This is a genomic window from Desulfobulbaceae bacterium (assembly GCA_013792005.1).
In the GTDB taxonomy this organism is placed as follows: domain Bacteria; phylum Desulfobacterota; class Desulfobulbia; order Desulfobulbales; family VMSU01; genus VMSU01.
In genome coordinates, this window is sequence record VMSU01000115.1 from 1 (window position 1) to 16,366 (window position 16,366).

The following is a 16,366-nucleotide window of genomic DNA, read 5'->3' on the forward strand; positions in this document are numbered from 1 at the left end:
AAAAAGTCACGGGATGGCTAAGCAAAAGGGCCGATATACAAGGCGCAGTGTGCTTTTGCGAATGAGGCCACACATATGGTGTGCCGAATGAGCAAAAGTGCGCTGCAACGCAGTAGATCGGGCTTTTTGCGACGCCATCAAGTTTATCACCTTTGACGCAAGGAGCAGTAAATGGCAATTTCTGATGATAAGAAAAAAACGGTTGATTCCGCGGTACTACAGATACAGAAGCAGTTTGGTAAGGGCTCGATCATGCGAATGGGGTCTGGTAAGGTCGAGGCAGTTCCGGTCATCTCGACCGGTACCTTAAGCCTTGACATCGCGACCGGCGTCGGCGGTATTGCTAAGGGCCGGGTTACTGAGATCTATGGCCCGGAATCATCGGGTAAGACCACCCTGGCCCTGCATACCATTGCCGAGGCCCAGAAGGCAGGGGGCACCGCTGCTTTTATTGATGCCGAGCATGCGCTGGACGTCCAGTATGCCGCCCGTTTAGGCGTTAATATTGATGATCTGCTGGTCTCGCAGCCGGATTTTGGTGAACAGGCCCTGGAGATTGCCGAAATTTTGATCCGTAGCGGCGCAGTGGACATCATCGTTATTGATTCGGTGGCGGCGCTGACGCCTAAGGCCGAGATCGACGGTAATATCGGTGATTCCCATGTCGGGCTTCAGGCTCGGTTGATGTCTCAAGCCATGCGCAAGCTGGCAGGGGTTCTCAATCGTACCAATACAGCCTTGGTATTCATCAACCAGATTCGGATGAAGATAGGAGTGATGTACGGCAACCCGGAGACTACCACTGGCGGAAACGCCTTGAAGTTTTATTCCTCCATGCGTTTTGATATTCGTCGGATCGCCGCTATTAAGGATGGGACAGATGTGGTCGGAAACCGGACTCGGGTCAAGATCGTCAAGAATAAACTGGCTCCGCCGTTTAAGGAAGTCGAGTTTGACATAATGTACGGCGAGGGAATCTCAAAAATCGGTGATATGATCGATCTGGCCGTAGGCCAGGATATCATAGAAAAGAGCGGGGCTTGGTACTCGTATAATGGAGAGCGCATTGGCCAAGGCCGGGAAACGGTAAAAACCTTCCTCAAGGATCATCCTGAGGTTGCTGAGGGCATCGACAAGAAGGTCCGGTTGGGTTTCGGGATAGGGACGCCGGTTGCCGAGGCTGAGGTCGAGGTCGGCAAGAAGGGGTGATCTGGAATGAAGCCGATGCCTTGCTTGGCATGCTAGTTTTCCGTATTGTGCCTAATAAGGCCTTCCGGGAGCATGGATAAGACAACTTACGAAATACAACACATTGAACCTCCACTGGTTTCTGTAATTATGAATGGTAATGAAATTAGAGAAAAATTCCTGAATTTTTTTGCAGCCCGTGATCATCAGATTGTGGACAGTTCGTCCCTTGTGCCCCAAGATGATCCGACTCTGCTCTTTGTTAACTCTGGGATGGTCCAGTTTAAAAAAGTGTTCACTGGTGAGGAGAAGCGCGACTATGTTCGGGCGACTACCTGTCAGCGGAGCGTCCGGGCTGGGGGCAAACATAACGACCTGGAAAATGTCGGTTATACCGCCCGCCATCACACTTTTTTTGAGATGCTCGGTAATTTCTCTTTTGGCGATTATTTTAAGAAGGAGGCCGTTGCCTATGCGTGGGAATTTTTGACCAAGGTCCTGGAATTGCCCACTGAAAAGCTCTGGGTGACGGTCTTTGATGACGATGATGAGGCCTTTGCCCTCTGGGAAAAGGCGGAGGGCTTGCTGCCGGGTCGTATCGTTCGTATGGGGGAAAAGGATAATTTCTGGGCGATGGGTGATACCGGCCCGTGCGGTCCGTGCTCCGAGATTCATTTCGATCAGGGCGCGGCAGCGGGATGCGGCCGACCGGACTGCCGGCTGGGGTGTGACTGCGACCGCTTTCTGGAGCTGTGGAATCTGGTGTTCATGCAGTTTTATCGTGATGCAAACGGGACGCTCTCACCTCTGCCCAAGCCGAGCATCGACACCGGCATGGGGCTGGAACGAGTTACAGCCGTACTCCAGGACAAGTATACCAATTACGACTCTGATATCTTCACCACGGTGATGGACAAGATCTCCTTTGTTTCTGGAGTTGCTTACGGGGTCGATCCAAAAAGTGATACTGCCTTGAGGGTCATCGCCGATCACGCTCGGGCCACCACATTTTTGGTGGCCGATGGGGTGCTGCCATCCAACGAAGGGCGAGGCTATGTCTTACGCCGGATTATGCGGCGGGCAATCCGCTATGGTCGCTCTATGGGCCTTACTAAGCCATTCCTCGCGACAATTACCGCAACGGTAGCCCGTCAGATGGCCAGCGCCTATCCTCATCTGGCTGGGGCGAGGGAGTTGTTGGCCAAGGTGGTAAATAACGAAGAGGAGCGCTTCCTGGAGACTATTGATCATGGCCTGGCCATGCTCCAGGATGAGTTTTCCCGGATGCGAGCAGCCGGCGTCCAGCTGGTGCCTGGTGAGTTTATGTTCAAGCTCTACGATACCTTTGGCTTTCCAGTGGACATTGTTCGCGATATGGCTTTGGAATTGGGCTGCGAGGTCGATCAGGTAGGGTTTAATCACGCGATGGATGCGCAGCGGCAGCAGTCGAGAAAATCGTGGAAGGGCAACTTGGGACATGTTCAGCTCGGCATTGATTTTGCCGTAAAGGCAGGGCATACCATTTTCCGGGGTTACGAAAGCAGTGAATCGAGTTCAGTTATTAAGGCCATTCTTGGTGAGAATGGAGAGGAGATTGTTTCCGGCGACGCCGGGAGCCAGGTGATGATCGCGGTGGCCGAAACCCCATTTTACGCTGAGTCCGGCGGGCAAGTAGGGGACAGTGGCCAGATAACCGGTTCGTCCGGCATTGCTCAGGTCATGGACACAGTTAAGGGGCCGGGCGGGGTTACCCTGCATAAAGCCCAGATTGTTGCCGGAGCGGTGGCTGTTGGCGATAGTGTCGATCTGAAGGTCAATAGATCCCGTCGCCGGGACATCGAAGCCAACCACAGTGCGACCCATCTCCTCCAGGCGGCGCTCCGTAAGGTGTTGGGTGATCATGTCAATCAGTCCGGTTCCCAGGTCGATGAAGACCGGTTGCGTTTCGATTTCACCCATTTTTCACCGATGACGACAGATCAACTGACTCAGATTGAGGTCATGGTCAACGAGGAGATCAGGGCCAATCTTTTGCGTGAGGCCATAGAGATGGATCGGGATGCGGCGAGAAAATCGGGAGCTATGGCGCTGTTTGGAGAAAAATATGATACCATGGTGCGGGTAGTAAGTTTTGGTAATGTGAGTAGGGAGTTGTGCGGGGGAACTCACGTGGAGGCCAGTGGGCAGATAGGCCTCTTTAAGATTTTAAGTGAAACCGGCATCGCTGCGGGTGTCAGACGGTTGGTGGCAACCACCGGGCGGGCTGCCATGGCCCGCTATCAGGATATGGAAAAGGCGATAGCCGGGTTTGCTGAAACCATGAAAACCACGCCGGACGAGGTGGATGGAAAGATCAAGACCCTGCTTGCCCGTCAGAAGGAATTAGAGCGGGAGGTGAGTCAGCTGACGGCCAAACTCTCGCTCTCCAGCCTTGACAGCATTTTGGCTAAGGCGCATGAAGTACAGGGAATTAAGGTGGTCTGCGCTCAGGTTCCACTTGATTCTCCCAAAACCTTGCGGGAGATCGGTGATCGGATGCGTGACGCTGTAGGCAGCGGGGTGGTGGTTTTGGGTGGCGAGCTTCAGGGCAAGGCCGCTCTTTTGGCCATAGTGACCAAGGATTTGATCGGGAAATGTCATGCTGGGCAGATTATTAAGGAGGTGGCAGCTATGGTGGGTGGCAGTGGTGGTGGTCGGCCTGATATGGCTCAGGCCGGTGGGACGATGCCTGATAAATTGCCTGAGGCTCTGGCTGCAGTGTATGAGATTATTGCGACTCAGGCCTCTTAGGGTGGGCTATGCCTGATGCTCTTCAACCCTGCTTTACCATAGATGAAACAGGTGCTGTTTCTTGACAGTCTGAAGAAAAATGTTGATCCCATGGACTTTTTTTGTCGTCCTTTAGGGTGTTTTAGATGGATGTCAGTTTTTGGCCTTGCTGGATCATAAATGCCAGCACAGAGGGGGCTTGGGTTGCTGACGGTCATGATTTGAATCAGGGAAACCAGGTATAATTACTCACAAAATAATTCATCAAACAGGAGAGAAAGTGAAGGATAAAACGTTGACAGGCCAATTTTTATCTGATAAGAAATTCCCTAAATTTTTTGAATAGCCATTCATTTTTTGAGTTAGACCCTTTGAATGGTTCCAGGAAAGAGACAACCACCAAGGAGACCGCTGCATGATTACTATTGATCTCACCATGCCGCTTCATATCATCAATATGTTGCTTTTGATTGTGATTATGAATGCGGTGCTCTACCGGCCAATTCGTTCCATTCTGTTGGAGCGGGATAAGAAGATGTCCGGCTTGGCCAAGGATATTGAGACTTTTGAGAAGAATTCCAATTTGCGTCTCGAAGAGTTTAACCGAAAATTGGCTGAGGCCCGTGGCAAGGCAAAGTCAGAATTTGAAGCGGTAAAAGGGGAGGCCATGGCCACCACAAGTGAGCAATTGGCCGCTGTGCGCAAAGGGGCTGATGCAGATAAGGCTATTCAACTGGGGACCATCAACGGTCAGGTCTCAGCGGCTCAGCAAACGCTTAAGGGGCAGCTTGACAGCTTTGCTCAAGAGATGGCCAACAAGATTTTAGGGAGGGCTGTTTGAGTATGAAGCAGACGACGAAAAAAAGTAACATCACCTGGGTTTTAACCGCTGGTATGGTTTTGCTGGCTGCTGCGGTGGCCTATGCAGAAGGTGGCGGACACGGTGAGGCAGCAAATCCCTTGTCCCATGAAAAAATGATGGATCTGCTGTGGCGGACCACAAATTTCGTTGCCTTGGTGATCATCCTGGTGAAATTTGGATCAAAGCCGATTGTTAGTGCCTTGGGATCTCGCCGGATGGCAATAGCCGACCGCTTCGATGTCTTGAATACTCGTCGGGGTGAGGTTGAGCTGTCCTATAAGAAATATGAGGATAAGTTGGCGCGTATTGATCAAGACGTTCAGAGCATTATCGACTCTGCCAAGGTTCAGGCCGAGAAGGAACGGGAAAAAATTATTGCCGATGCCAACCGAGCTGCCGCTGATATTAAGCGGAAGGCTGAGTTGTCGGTTCAGTATGAATTCACCTTGGCCAAGAAGGCCCTGCGTGAGGAGATTGCCGAGCAGGCTACGAAGATGGCTGAGGCCTTGGTCGTTAAAAACTTCACCGAAGCGGATCAGAGCAAATTGGTAAGTGAATACCTTGATAAGGTAGGTGCCCGGTCATGAAAAACGCAATTCTTGCCAATCGTTATGCTAAGGCCCTGTTTTCTGTTGCTCAGGAAGAGAACGCCTTTGATGACTATGCCAAATCATTGAAAGAAATAGTGACAGCCATGACCACCTATCCTGAGGTTAAGGATGGGCTGACCAATGTTATGTATCCGGTAGATGTTCGGTGCAAGGTTATGGCGCATATCGCCGAAGCTCAAGGGGCAACCCAGATAATAAAAAATTTCCTGGATTTGGTTATTCAGAAGAAAAGAGCGGCTTTCCTTCCCGAGATCGCCGAGGCCTTTCAGGCCTTGATTGATGCACAGCGCAATATTTGCCAAGGCACGGTAGTAACGGCCATGCCGCTCAGCGCTGAGTTGAATGAAAAAATTCAGGCCACTCTGGAAAAGATTACCGGTAAAAAGGTTGTTATTAGCACGAAAGTTGATCCTGCCATTCTCGGCGGTATTATTGCCAAGGTTGGAGATTTAGTTATGGATGGCAGCATTCGAAGCCAGTTACAAGGGTTAAAAGAATCCATTAAAGGGAGTGAATAAGCACAATGCAGATTAAAGCCGAAGAGATCAGTCAAATTATCAAGGGTCAGATCAAGGACTATGAGTCAAAAGTTGATCTGAGTGAAACTGGTACAGTAATCTCCGTTGGTGACGGTATTGCCCGTGTCCATGGTGTTGAGAACTGCATGGCGATGGAACTCCTGGAGTTTTCTAATGGAGTACTTGGCCTGGCCTTGAACCTGGAAGCTGACAACGTTGGTTGCGCCGTACTTGGTGAGGTCGCCGGGATTAAAGAAGGTGATACCGTCAAACGTACAGGTAAGATCGCCGAGGTTCCGGTTGGCCCTGAGATGGAAGGTCGCGTCGTAGATGCCGTTGGTCATCCTATTGATGGTCAAGGTCCGATTAATGCCAAGGAGTCTCGGAAAATTGAAGTTATTGCCCCTGGCGTTATCGCCAGAAAAGGTGTTCATGAGCCTTGTTACACAGGGTTAAAGGCCATCGATGCCATGACGCCGGTCGGAAAAGGTCAGCGCGAGTTGGTCATTGGGGATCGCCAGATCGGCAAAACCGCGGTCTGTGTTGATGCGATCATCGCTCAGAAAGAGACGGGCGTGCATTGCATCTACGTTGCTATCGGACAGAAGAAATCTACCGTTGCTCTGGTGGTTGAGGCCCTCCGTAAGAATGATGCCATGAAATATACTACGGTTGTTGCCGCATGTGCCTCTGATCCGGCGCCGCTGCAGTACGTTTCAGCTTTTGCTGGATGCGCTATGGGCGAATATTTTCGCGACAATGGACAGCATGCCCTAATCATCTATGATGATCTTTCCAAGCAGGCTGTTGCCTATCGTCAGTTGTCTCTCTTGCTTCGTCGTCCGCCAGGACGTGAGGCTTTCCCAGGCGACATCTTCTTCAACCATTCACGTTTGTTGGAGCGTTCCGCCAAGCTCAGTGACGAGTTGGGCGCTGGATCCCTCACCGCTCTGCCGATTATTGAGACTCAGGCCGGTGATGTTTCCGCCTATATTCCGACCAACGTTATTTCAATCACCGATGGTCAGGTGTATCTTGAGCCAAGTCTGTTCTTTGCTGGTGTTCGTCCAGCGATCAATGTTGGTTTGTCTGTATCCCGCGTTGGTGGCGCTGCCCAGGTCAAGGCGATGAAGCAGGTAGCCGGCACCTTGCGGCTTGATCTTGCCCAATACCGTGAATTGGCGGCCTTTGCTCAGTTTGGTTCTGACCTTGATGCAGCAACTCAAGCCCAGTTGACCCGTGGTGCCCGTCTGGTTGAAATCCTCAAACAGCCACAGTATCAGCCTCTGTCCATGGAAAAGCAGGTAACGATACTCTTTGCCGGCACCAAGGGCCTTCTTGATACGCTTCCCGTTGATTTCCTGGGTAGATTTGAGAAGGAACTGTACGCTTATATTGATCAGAAGGATCCGGCCATCTTTGCTACCCTGAAGGAAAAGGAGATCATCGACGCCGACCTTCAGACCAAGATGAACACCACCATCGGCGCCTTTGTTAAAGAGTTCAAGAGCGCTAACGGCATCAACTGATTGAATCAGGGATATAATTATGGCCAGTCTTAAAGATGTAAAAAGTAAGATAGGCGGTGTCAAGAAGACAGCGCAGATCACCAGCGCCATGAATATGGTCGCCGCATCCAAATTGCGAGGTGCACAAAGCAAGATGGAGCGGTTCAGGCCCTATGCCTCTAAGTTCAATCAGGCGATGGGCAATCTCTCTTCCGGCATGGATTCTGGGCAGTTTCCTTTGATGGAGGTCCGGGAAGTTAATAATGTCGAGTTGGTGATTGTAACATCTGATCGTGGGCTGTGTGGTAGTTTTAATGCTAATATTATCTCCAGCGCTGAGAGATTGATCAAACAGTATAAGGCTGAGGGTAAAAAAGTATCTCTCGTCTGCATTGGTAAAAAAGCGATCAGCAAGATGAAGAAAACTGGGTTAGTCCGTAAACAGTATGCTGATATCATGGGTACTTTTCAGATGTTCAACGCCCGGGCCATTGCACAGGATGTCGCTGAAAATTTTCTAAGCGGCAGTACTGATCTGGTTCAGCTGATTTATGGTGAGTTCAAGAGTGTTGCGGTTCAGAGGCCAAAGACAGTAGCTCTGCTTCCGATTCAACCTGTAGCAGGCAGTGCTGATGTCGTGGCAGTCGGCAAGGGGGATTATATTTATGAGCCCAGTTCCGATCAGATCATGGAAGTATTGCAGCCGCTCTATCTCAATGTCATGGTCTATAGCAGCATGCTCGAAGTATCCGCAGGAGAAAATGCAGCGCGGATGACCTCCATGGACAACGCCACCAAGGCGTGTAAGGATATGATTCATAGCCTGACCTTGGTTTATAATAAGGCGCGGCAGAGTAGTATCACCGCTGAGTTAATGGATATCGTCGGTGGTGCCGAGGCCCTGAAAGGTTAATTTTATTAATGGATTTGATTGTGGCCTGGTTCAAGTGATCAGGTCAGCAAGATTCAATACAAGCAAGTGTTGAGGAGGCAGATTGCCACATGAGTGCAGAGCAAACAGCAGGTAACATAGGTAAAATTGTACAGGTCATCGGACCTGTCGTCGATGTTGAATTCAACGCAGGATGTTTACCGAATATCGGCAACGCCCTGATGGTCAGCAATCCAGGCATAAACGATGTGGCCGATAATCTGGTTGTTGAGGTTGCTCAACACCTTGGAGATAACGTAGTGCGGACTGTTGCCATGGACCAGACCGATGGTCTGCGTCGTGGTCAGGAGTGTCGTGATTCTGGCGATTCCATTCGAATCCCGGTCGGTCCTGCCGCCTTGGGTCGGATTATGAACGTTGTTGGTCGACCGGTTGATGGCCTGGGCCCGATCAATTCTGATAAAACCGCTCCCATTTTGAAACCAGCGCCTTCCTTTACTGATCAAGACACGGAGGTTCATGTTCTTGAGACCGGTATCAAGGTAATTGATCTCTTGGTTCCATTCCCTCGTGGTGGTAAGATGGGTTTGTTCGGCGGCGCTGGCTGCGGCAAGACTGTTATCATGATGGAGATGGTTAACAATATCGCCATGCATCACGGTGGTATCTCGGTATTCTGCGGAGTTGGTGAGAGAACCCGTGAAGGAAACGATCTGTACCACGAGATGAAGGAGTCAGGCGTTCTTCCCAAGGCAGCGCTGGTTTACGGGCAGATGACTGAGCCTCCAGGAGCCCGTTCACGGGTTGCTTTGACCGGTCTTTCTGCTGCTGAATATTTTCGCGACGAAGAAGGTCAGGACGTGTTGTTCTTTGTTGATAACATCTTCCGGTTCACTCAGGCGGGCGCTGAAGTATCAGCTCTCCTGGGACGTATTCCTTCAGCGGTTGGTTATCAGCCGACTCTTGGCACCGATCTTGGCGAGCTTCAGGAGCGGATTACCTCTACCACCAAAGGTTCGATTACCGCGGTTCAATGTGTTTACGTACCGGCGGACGATCTGACTGACCCGGCTCCTGCCACCACCTTTGCTCACCTTGACGGCACCGTTGTTCTTTCCCGCCAGATCGCAGAGCTTGGTATTTACCCTGCCGTTGACCCGCTTGACTCCACCTCTCGAATTCTCGATCCTAATGTTGTTGGTGAAGAGCATTATTATGTTGCTCGTGAGGTTCAGCAGACTCTGCAGAAATATAAGAATCTTGCCGATATTATTGCTATTCTTGGTATGGACGAGTTGTCTGAGGAAGATCAGTTGACTGTTACCCGTGCACGTAAAATGCAGAGGTTCTTGTCACAGCCGTTCTCTGTGGCTGAGGTTTTCACCGGCATGGCGGGTAAATTTGTTAAAGTTGCAGATACCGTGCGGAGCTTTAAGGAGATTCTTGAAGGCAAGCACGATGCATTACCTGAGACTGCTTTCTATATGGTTGGATCCATTGAAGAGGCTATTGAAAAAGCCAAAAAACAAAACTAAGGAATTCCGATGGCGGATAGAATACAGCTTGAAGTCGTAACTCCGACTGGCCCGGTTGTCAGCCAAGAGGTGGATATTGTCACCGCTCCTGGTGTTGACGGTGAGTTTGGAGTTTTGGCGAATCATGCCCCTTTTCTCAGTACGATCAAGGTTGGATCGCTGACCTATAAACATGGAAACACCACTGAGGTTTTTATGGTCAGTGGTGGGTTCTGTGAGGTCTCCAATAACAAGATCACTTTCCTGGTCGAAGCCGCAGAACGAGGCAGAGATATTGATGTGGACCGTGCCTTGCGAGCAAAGGAACGAGCAGAGAAAAGATTGGCTGCAGCCCAGCGTAAAGAGGAGAATATCAGCCAGATACGTGCTGAGGCCGCTTTACAAAGATCATTAGCTCGTTTAAAAGCAAGCCAGATAGCAAAATAGACTTTCACGTAAGTCACTGATATCGAAAAAGCCGCACCTGGTTGACAGGAGCGGCTTTTTCGTGTCAAGCTTGATGGCGTCGCAAAAAGCCCGATCTACTGCGTTGCAGCGCACTTTTGCTCATTCGGCACACCATATGTGTGCCTCATTCGCAAAAGCACACTGCGCCTCGGAGTCTCTCTTCGCTCGCTTACCTGTATATCGGCCCTTTTGCTTAGCCATCCCGTGACTTTTTGCGAGACCATCAAGCTTCTGATGGGTTATTTTTCTGCAAGATTTGCTTCCACCACAAAGTCGCCGTAGTCGGTCGAGAAGGGGATGACGATTGTTGGGGCATCTGTGTGGTACGCGATTTCAATCCCCTTGCCGGTGATCATTGTCGGGGTGGCGAGATCGAACTTGTGATTTGATTTCGCCAGTTGGGCCTTGGCCCCGCCGCAGATCATATTGGTAAGTTCGCCAACCGCATCGATAATATCCTCATCGATTTTGGTTTTAGGTTCCTCGTAGAGCATGTTGGCAACAATCCGGAGGATGCAGGATTCGGAAAAGCTCAAAACCATGCAGCCACAAATTGTTGATGAGGCCATGCCAATGATGCCGGTAATGGCGCCATATGAGTATGTATCTTTCTTCAGGGAGGGTCTGTTGGCTGAAACCCTTATCTGGCACATGGTTTCAAGTACATTTTTTGTCGAAGAGAGAAACGGGTTGATAAATTCAACTTTCATGAAACAATCCTATAAAGTCCCATTATAAGCGGGAGTTTGGAAGCAGTAATATTTGATACTATATTAGGCTATAAAAAAATATTGGGCTTGTCCAGAATTTAACTTTTTATTTTTGTGAGGATGAGATGAAAGCAGCAGAGAGAATGGCAATACCGCGTCAGAGGACAAGTGAATTAAGTCCCGAGGTGCGGGTTAAAAATTTTGATGAAGTGGTCTTTAATTTTGACGAAGCGACAGCTATGCGCGAGGCTGACCGCTGCTTGCAATGCAAGAAGCCGACGTGTCGTGAAGGGTGTCCTATTCATAACGAGATCCCTAAGTTTATAGGTTTGCTCCGCGAGGGTAAGATAGAAGAGGCTTACTGGGCCATACGGGAGCAGAGTTCTATGCCTGCAGTCTGTTCCCGAGTCTGTCCTCATGAGTTTCAATGCGAAGGATATTGTGTACGTGCCAAGAAAGGTGATGCCGTCGCCATCGGCATGCTTGAGCGTTATGTTGTCGACACCATGGTCATGAAGGGATATTTGATGACCAGAGAGTGTGCTCTGTCAAACGGGAAGAAGGTCGCCATTGTCGGTTCAGGACCAGCTGGGATGACCGTTGCTTTTTACCTTGCTCACATGGGCTACGAGTGTAAGATCTATGAAAGTCTGCCTGTTTTAGGCGGGATGCTTGCGGTAGGCATTCCGGAGTACCGACTGCCTCGAAATATCATCAATGCTGAATTTGATGCTCTTAACAATTGTGGTGTTGAAATCATCACCGGTGTTACCTTAGGTCGTGACAAGACTTTGTCACAACTTAAAGACGAGGGATTCGGCGCTGTATTCTTGAGTCCTGGGGCTCACGCCAGCCGTAAGTTAGGTATTGATGGCGAAGATTTGGCCGGGGTTTCTCATGGTGTTGATTATCTTCGTGAGGTTAATCTTGGCCGTGAAGTTGATCTTGGACGAAATGTGGTGGTGGTTGGTGGCGGAAATGTGGCCATTGATGTTGCCCGGACTGCGTTACGTAAGGGCTCAGATAACGTCTTCATTCTTTATCGACGGACCATAGCGGAAATGCCAGCTGCCAAAGCCGAGATCCATCATCTCCAGGAAGAGGGAGTCAAGATTGAGTTTCTGGTAGCACCGGTCAGGATTCACGGAGATAATGGTCGGATTAAGCACATCGAATGTCAGCGCATGCAGCTTGGAGAGTGTGATGCCTCAGGGCGGTGTCGACCGGTGATTATTGAAGGTTCGAACTTCATGATTGAGGCTGATTCCATCATTGCTGCTATCAGTCAGGATGTCGACTTGGGCGCCAGCCAAGGGACTGAAATTGCCACGAGTCGATGGGGGACCTATACAGTTGATGAGGATACCTTACAGACCAGTGTCCCTTGGGTGTTTGCCGGTGGTGATGCCGTCCTGGGCCCTCAGACTGCGGCCAAGGCGGTGTATCAAGGCAAGGTGGCAGCGGAATCCATTCACCGATTTATTGAGGGAAGAGACCTGAAAGAGGGACGCGAGGTGTTTAAACTGTAGTCTGTTGATTTTTTATTTTAGTCTGCGGAGTAAATGTGACGCCCCAATGGCACTTTGATGCCATTGGGGCGTCGTTGTTTTGTTTGTTCGTTATTATCGTTCTTCAAGTCTGATAAACTTTAATGCGTGTGTGGTGCATCGACTGACACAGGCGGGTTTTAATCCTTGATCAAGCCTGTCCAGGCAATAGTCACATTTGACAGCTTTCCCTGAAGTTGGATTAAATTGCGGCACCTGCCAAGGACAGGCTTTAGCGCAGGCCATACATCCGATACACGTTTCCTGGTCGATGAAGACAATGCCATCGTTACGTTTGCGTATGGCGTAGGTGGGACAGCTCGCCACGCACAAAGGGCCTTCGCAATGAAAACAGGAGCGGAAGCGGAACTCGGTCTTGGGGATGCCCCGGACTAACTTAAGATCTTCATAGGTGATTTCACAGAGAATCGGGCCGACAGGAAGGCTTTTATAGCTCTTGCAGTGAATTGCGCATCCATGGCAGCCTATACAGCGCTTGGCATTGAGATAGAGCATATAGTGGTTCACAGGTCGATCCTCCGCCTGGGGTTTTTGGTACTCCGCCGCACGGAGACAAAGGTCTCGCAGAGGCAAAGTCCGCCTCCTGCCTCGTCCATGGTCTGGAGCATCCCCTCCATCAGCTTCTGATCGCTCATGCCTGCGTGATAGGCCCTGGTCTGCAAAGGAATTTGTCGTCCGAATCCGTGGACAGTATAGACAGCTTCCGGGTGAATAAATTCAGTGACGTGGACACGGATGGTTCCTATGACACCGCCTGATTCTACATCTACCCAGTCGCCATCAGTGAGCCCTAGTCGAGTCGCCGGGTGTTTATTGATCCATAAGGTGTTTTCGGGCATCAGTTCGTTGAGCAGGGGGTTATTGATTGTATGGCTGTGGGCATGGATCGGTGAGCGACCGAAGACTAGACGGAATTGTCCCTTAGGCGGCTTGATTGGGCTGATGTAGGGTTTTAAAGAGGGAAGGTGAGCCGCGCTCAGCGTCTGACTGATTATTTCAATTGTACCGGAGGGGGTCTTGAATTTCCCCCCCAAGGTTTCACGGTCATACATGATCGGTTCTTTTGTCAGTTCGATAAAGCCTTTTTTATCAAAATCCTGGATGGTAAAACCGGTGGGTTGTAACTGCCAGGTCCATAATTCTTCAATAGTTGTGAAGGGGAAGTAGTGGCCAAAGCCGAGACGTTGAGCAAGCTGCTGGATGATTTCCCATGAAGGTTTGGTGTTGAGAGTAGGTTCCACTGCTTTGCGCCGGACGATAAAGCGTGGTATCTGACCCTGCTGAGTGGCGATAGGGGTGTCGCGTTCAAGGTAGGTTGATTCCGGAAGTATGACATCGCTGTACCAGCCGAACTCACTGTAGTGGGTGTCGATTGAGATTAAAAGCTCCGTCTTATCCAGGGCTTCTTTTTGGGCCGCAGGATCAGGAAAGCAGGCAAAGGGGTCATGCCGGTAGCAGATTACTCCCTTGATGGGATAGGGTTTTTCAGTGCGCATGGCCTCATAAAACAGATGGAAGAGTCCTGGGCCTTGATCAAAGTGAGTGTATTTCCATCCCACTCCGTCGGCCCGTTTTTGAGTCGGTCTGGGGATCTCGGAGTTAAGGCTGCGCAGGCTTTTGATCCCATAGTCAGCCGGACCTTTTGTCAGGGTCTGTCCGCCCTTGATTTCGATATTACCCATCAGGATGTTCAACAGATGGATGGCCCGGCTGGCGTAGAACGAGTCGTGGTAGCGGGAAAGCATCCATCCTGGATGGAAGATGGTGCACGGGCGGTCTTCTTTGATCTCTTCGACGAATTCTGTTAACCGTTCAGGACGGATGCCACACTCCTTGGCAGCCCATGCCAGGGTGTAAGGCTCAACAAAGCGCTTCAGGGCATCAAAATCCGAAACATAACGGTCAATAAAGTCCTGGTCGTACGCCTCATCTTTAATCAATTGGTGAATCAGGCTCAAGGCAAAGGCATAATCAGTGCCAGGTCTGAGTTGGAAAAAGCGGGTTGCCTTGATCCCGGTCAAGGTCTGGCGGACATCAATGTAGGTCAGTCTGCCACCGATATCCAGCATATCAAGCACTTGGTTGACTTCTGCCACTTGGAGTGACGCAAGGATATTTCGACCGAAAAGGACCAAGTGCTTGGTGTTTGTGAAGTCGTAGGTCAAATCCAAGCGACCGAGGCCATAAAGCGAGACACTGGCGTGATGGACGTTGCGACCGCAGGTACTGTCATGGTCGGTGAAGTTCGGTGAGCCCATGCCGTGGATAAAGGCTTTAAATAGATCAACGAAGGGGCCTCCCCGGCAACTCATCATGATGCTTTCAGGGCCATGGCGCTTTATGATGCCGCTCAGTTTGTCGGAGATGTAGTCATAAGCCGTATCCCAGCTGACTTCATCCCAGCGTCCAGCCCCTCGTCCCCCCTGGCGAATCAGAGGTTGACGCGGACGCTGATGGTCGGTGATCAAGGCGGTGCCGGCGGCACCTTTGGCGCATAATGCTCCATTCAAAAGGTGGGGATTTCCCTCGATCCATTGTATTAGATTGCCGTCAACTTCTACCCTGATCGGGCAGCGGACGGTGCACATGCCGCACATGCTCCAGACCGATTTGTTCATGCCTCTTAGTCAGCCTCCTTTGTTGTAATACTGTCCCCCTAAGGTTAATGATGGGGCGCATGATTCAGTCGAGCTTATTGATCTCACGGGATATGTCATTGGAAAATGAGACGCTGGCATGGAGTCTCGCGGTCTCTGGTTGCCAGAGGGAGGTCTCTAGCTATTGAGTAATCATCAAAAAGTATCAAAAAAGGTACAAAATTGGTATAATAATAGGATTAGACGTAATAAACTATTAGAAAAATACTATCATTAAGGAGTCATGTTACTGAAAAGGGAGGGGTCTATGTGTGAGAAGGTTTTCGCCATGCTGGGGAAAAGACGTAGATAATGATCGGGCCGGCAAACAAGGTCGCAGGGGTCTTGGTAAGGAGAGAAAGGACCAGGCCAATCACCAGCGAGCCGATGATTTCGGAAGGATACATGCAGTTGAAAACCCGGTTGAAGTGAATCCAGTTAATGGAAAAAGAGCACATCAGGATAGAGGCCACTACCAGTGTTATCAGGCAAATGGAGATGGGGGGAAAAAGTATTGAACCGATGACCAGCCAGGCCCCGGCTGGACTGGGCAACCCACGGAAGAAACCGGAAGGAGTTTTGTCTTTAGATCGACTATAGTCGTAGAGTCTGAACAGGGTCGCAATGACGTATAGTCCCCCTAAAGTCATGGAGAGAGGGGTCCAGCCGATTTTGGCATTGACCATGATGGCCGGGGCCAGCCCAAAACTGATCATGTCGGCGATAGTGTCAAACTGTTTGCCGAAAGAGCTTGATACTCCCAGTCTACGGGCTACGGCGCCATCGATTAGATCGAAAATCATGGCAGCGAAATTACAGGCGACCGCGAGGATGAGCTGTCCTTGGGTGGCATACCAGATGGCCAGTAATCCGCCGCCAAGGTTGCACAGGGTAAGAATTTGCGGGATTGTGGCTTGAATCGATGATTGAACTTTATTTGGCAGAGCCCGGATCCCGACGGAGACTGAAGCCAGGATGACAGCCAGCCAGATCAGAGTATTCCCTACGAGATTGAGCCACGGGGTGGCACAGAGAACGGCAAGAGCGAAGAAAAACTTGGAGATGTTCTGCGCAAAGGCTTTACTTTTTCCAAATTGGTTGGCTCCTTGGACCTGCACACCG

At 50.4% G+C, this 16,366-nt stretch carries 14 protein-coding genes; 10 read left to right on the forward strand and 4 right to left on the reverse strand.

Going from position 1 to position 16,366, the window contains the following annotated elements; translation table 11 throughout:
• Positions 1–171: 171 nt before the first annotated feature.
• The 9 genes from recA (at position 172) to FP815_06750 (ending at position 10,309) form a co-directional block, all read left to right on the forward strand.
• On the forward strand, positions 172–1,209 hold the full coding sequence (gene recA / locus FP815_06710; protein ID MBA3014631.1) for a recombinase RecA: 1,038 nt from the start codon (positions 172–174) through the stop codon (positions 1,207–1,209).
• 129 nt (positions 1,210–1,338) lie between these two features.
• Positions 1,339–3,978 (forward strand): alanine--tRNA ligase, encoded by a 2,640-nt coding sequence (gene alaS / locus FP815_06715; GenBank protein ID MBA3014632.1) that lies wholly within the window; start codon positions 1,339–1,341, stop codon positions 3,976–3,978.
• 394 nt (positions 3,979–4,372) lie between these two features.
• Positions 4,373–4,798 carry a hypothetical protein gene (locus FP815_06720; GenBank protein ID MBA3014633.1) on the forward strand — a complete coding sequence of 142 codons (426 nt, stop codon included), beginning with the start codon at positions 4,373–4,375 and terminating at the stop codon, positions 4,796–4,798.
• A gap of 2 nt (positions 4,799–4,800) precedes the next feature.
• Complete coding sequence (gene atpF / locus FP815_06725; protein MBA3014634.1) at positions 4,801–5,406, forward strand: F0F1 ATP synthase subunit B; 606 nt, start codon at positions 4,801–4,803, stop codon at positions 5,404–5,406.
• Positions 5,403–5,948: a F0F1 ATP synthase subunit delta gene (locus FP815_06730; protein ID MBA3014635.1), complete on the forward strand. Its 546-nt coding sequence runs from the start codon at positions 5,403–5,405 to the stop codon at positions 5,946–5,948. The genes atpF and FP815_06730 overlap by 4 nt, the downstream gene beginning before the upstream one ends.
• Positions 5,949–5,953: 5 nt before the next feature.
• Positions 5,954–7,477, forward strand: coding sequence for a F0F1 ATP synthase subunit alpha (locus tag FP815_06735; protein ID MBA3014636.1), 1,524 nt, complete (start codon positions 5,954–5,956; stop codon positions 7,475–7,477).
• Positions 7,478–7,496: 19 nt separating this feature from the next.
• Positions 7,497–8,369, forward strand: a complete 873-nt coding sequence (gene atpG, locus FP815_06740) for an ATP synthase F1 subunit gamma (GenBank protein MBA3014637.1) — start codon at positions 7,497–7,499, stop codon at positions 8,367–8,369.
• An 89-nt stretch (positions 8,370–8,458) separates the two neighbouring features.
• On the forward strand, positions 8,459–9,883 hold the full coding sequence (gene atpD, locus FP815_06745; GenBank protein MBA3014638.1) for a F0F1 ATP synthase subunit beta: 1,425 nt from the start codon (positions 8,459–8,461) through the stop codon (positions 9,881–9,883).
• A gap of 9 nt (positions 9,884–9,892) precedes the next feature.
• Entirely contained in the window at positions 9,893–10,309 is a 417-nt protein-coding gene (locus FP815_06750) for a F0F1 ATP synthase subunit epsilon (protein MBA3014639.1), read from the forward strand.
• A 260-nt stretch (positions 10,310–10,569) separates the two neighbouring features.
• On the opposite strand, the gene FP815_06755 is transcribed toward FP815_06750, so the two are convergent.
• Positions 10,570–11,040, reverse strand: coding sequence for a chemotaxis protein CheX (locus tag FP815_06755; protein MBA3014640.1), 471 nt, complete (start codon positions 11,038–11,040; stop codon positions 10,570–10,572).
• Positions 11,041–11,165: 125 nt separating this feature from the next.
• On the opposite strand from FP815_06755, the gene FP815_06760 reads away from it, so the two are divergent.
• Positions 11,166–12,569 (forward strand): NAD(P)-dependent oxidoreductase, encoded by a 1,404-nt coding sequence (locus tag FP815_06760; protein MBA3014641.1) that lies wholly within the window; start codon positions 11,166–11,168, stop codon positions 12,567–12,569.
• 93 nt (positions 12,570–12,662) lie between these two features.
• On the opposite strand, the gene FP815_06765 is transcribed toward FP815_06760, so the two are convergent.
• From FP815_06765 to FP815_06775, 3 genes are all read right to left on the reverse strand, one after another.
• Positions 12,663–13,115: a 4Fe-4S dicluster domain-containing protein gene (locus FP815_06765; protein MBA3014642.1), complete on the reverse strand. Its 453-nt coding sequence runs from the start codon at positions 13,113–13,115 to the stop codon at positions 12,663–12,665.
• Entirely contained in the window at positions 13,112–15,226 is a 2,115-nt protein-coding gene (locus FP815_06770) for a molybdopterin-dependent oxidoreductase (GenBank protein MBA3014643.1), read from the reverse strand. The genes FP815_06765 and FP815_06770 overlap by 4 nt, the downstream gene beginning before the upstream one ends.
• A 284-nt stretch (positions 15,227–15,510) precedes the next feature.
• Positions 15,511–16,366: hypothetical protein (locus FP815_06775; GenBank protein ID MBA3014644.1), on the reverse strand; the 856-nt coding region annotated here is incomplete at its 5' end.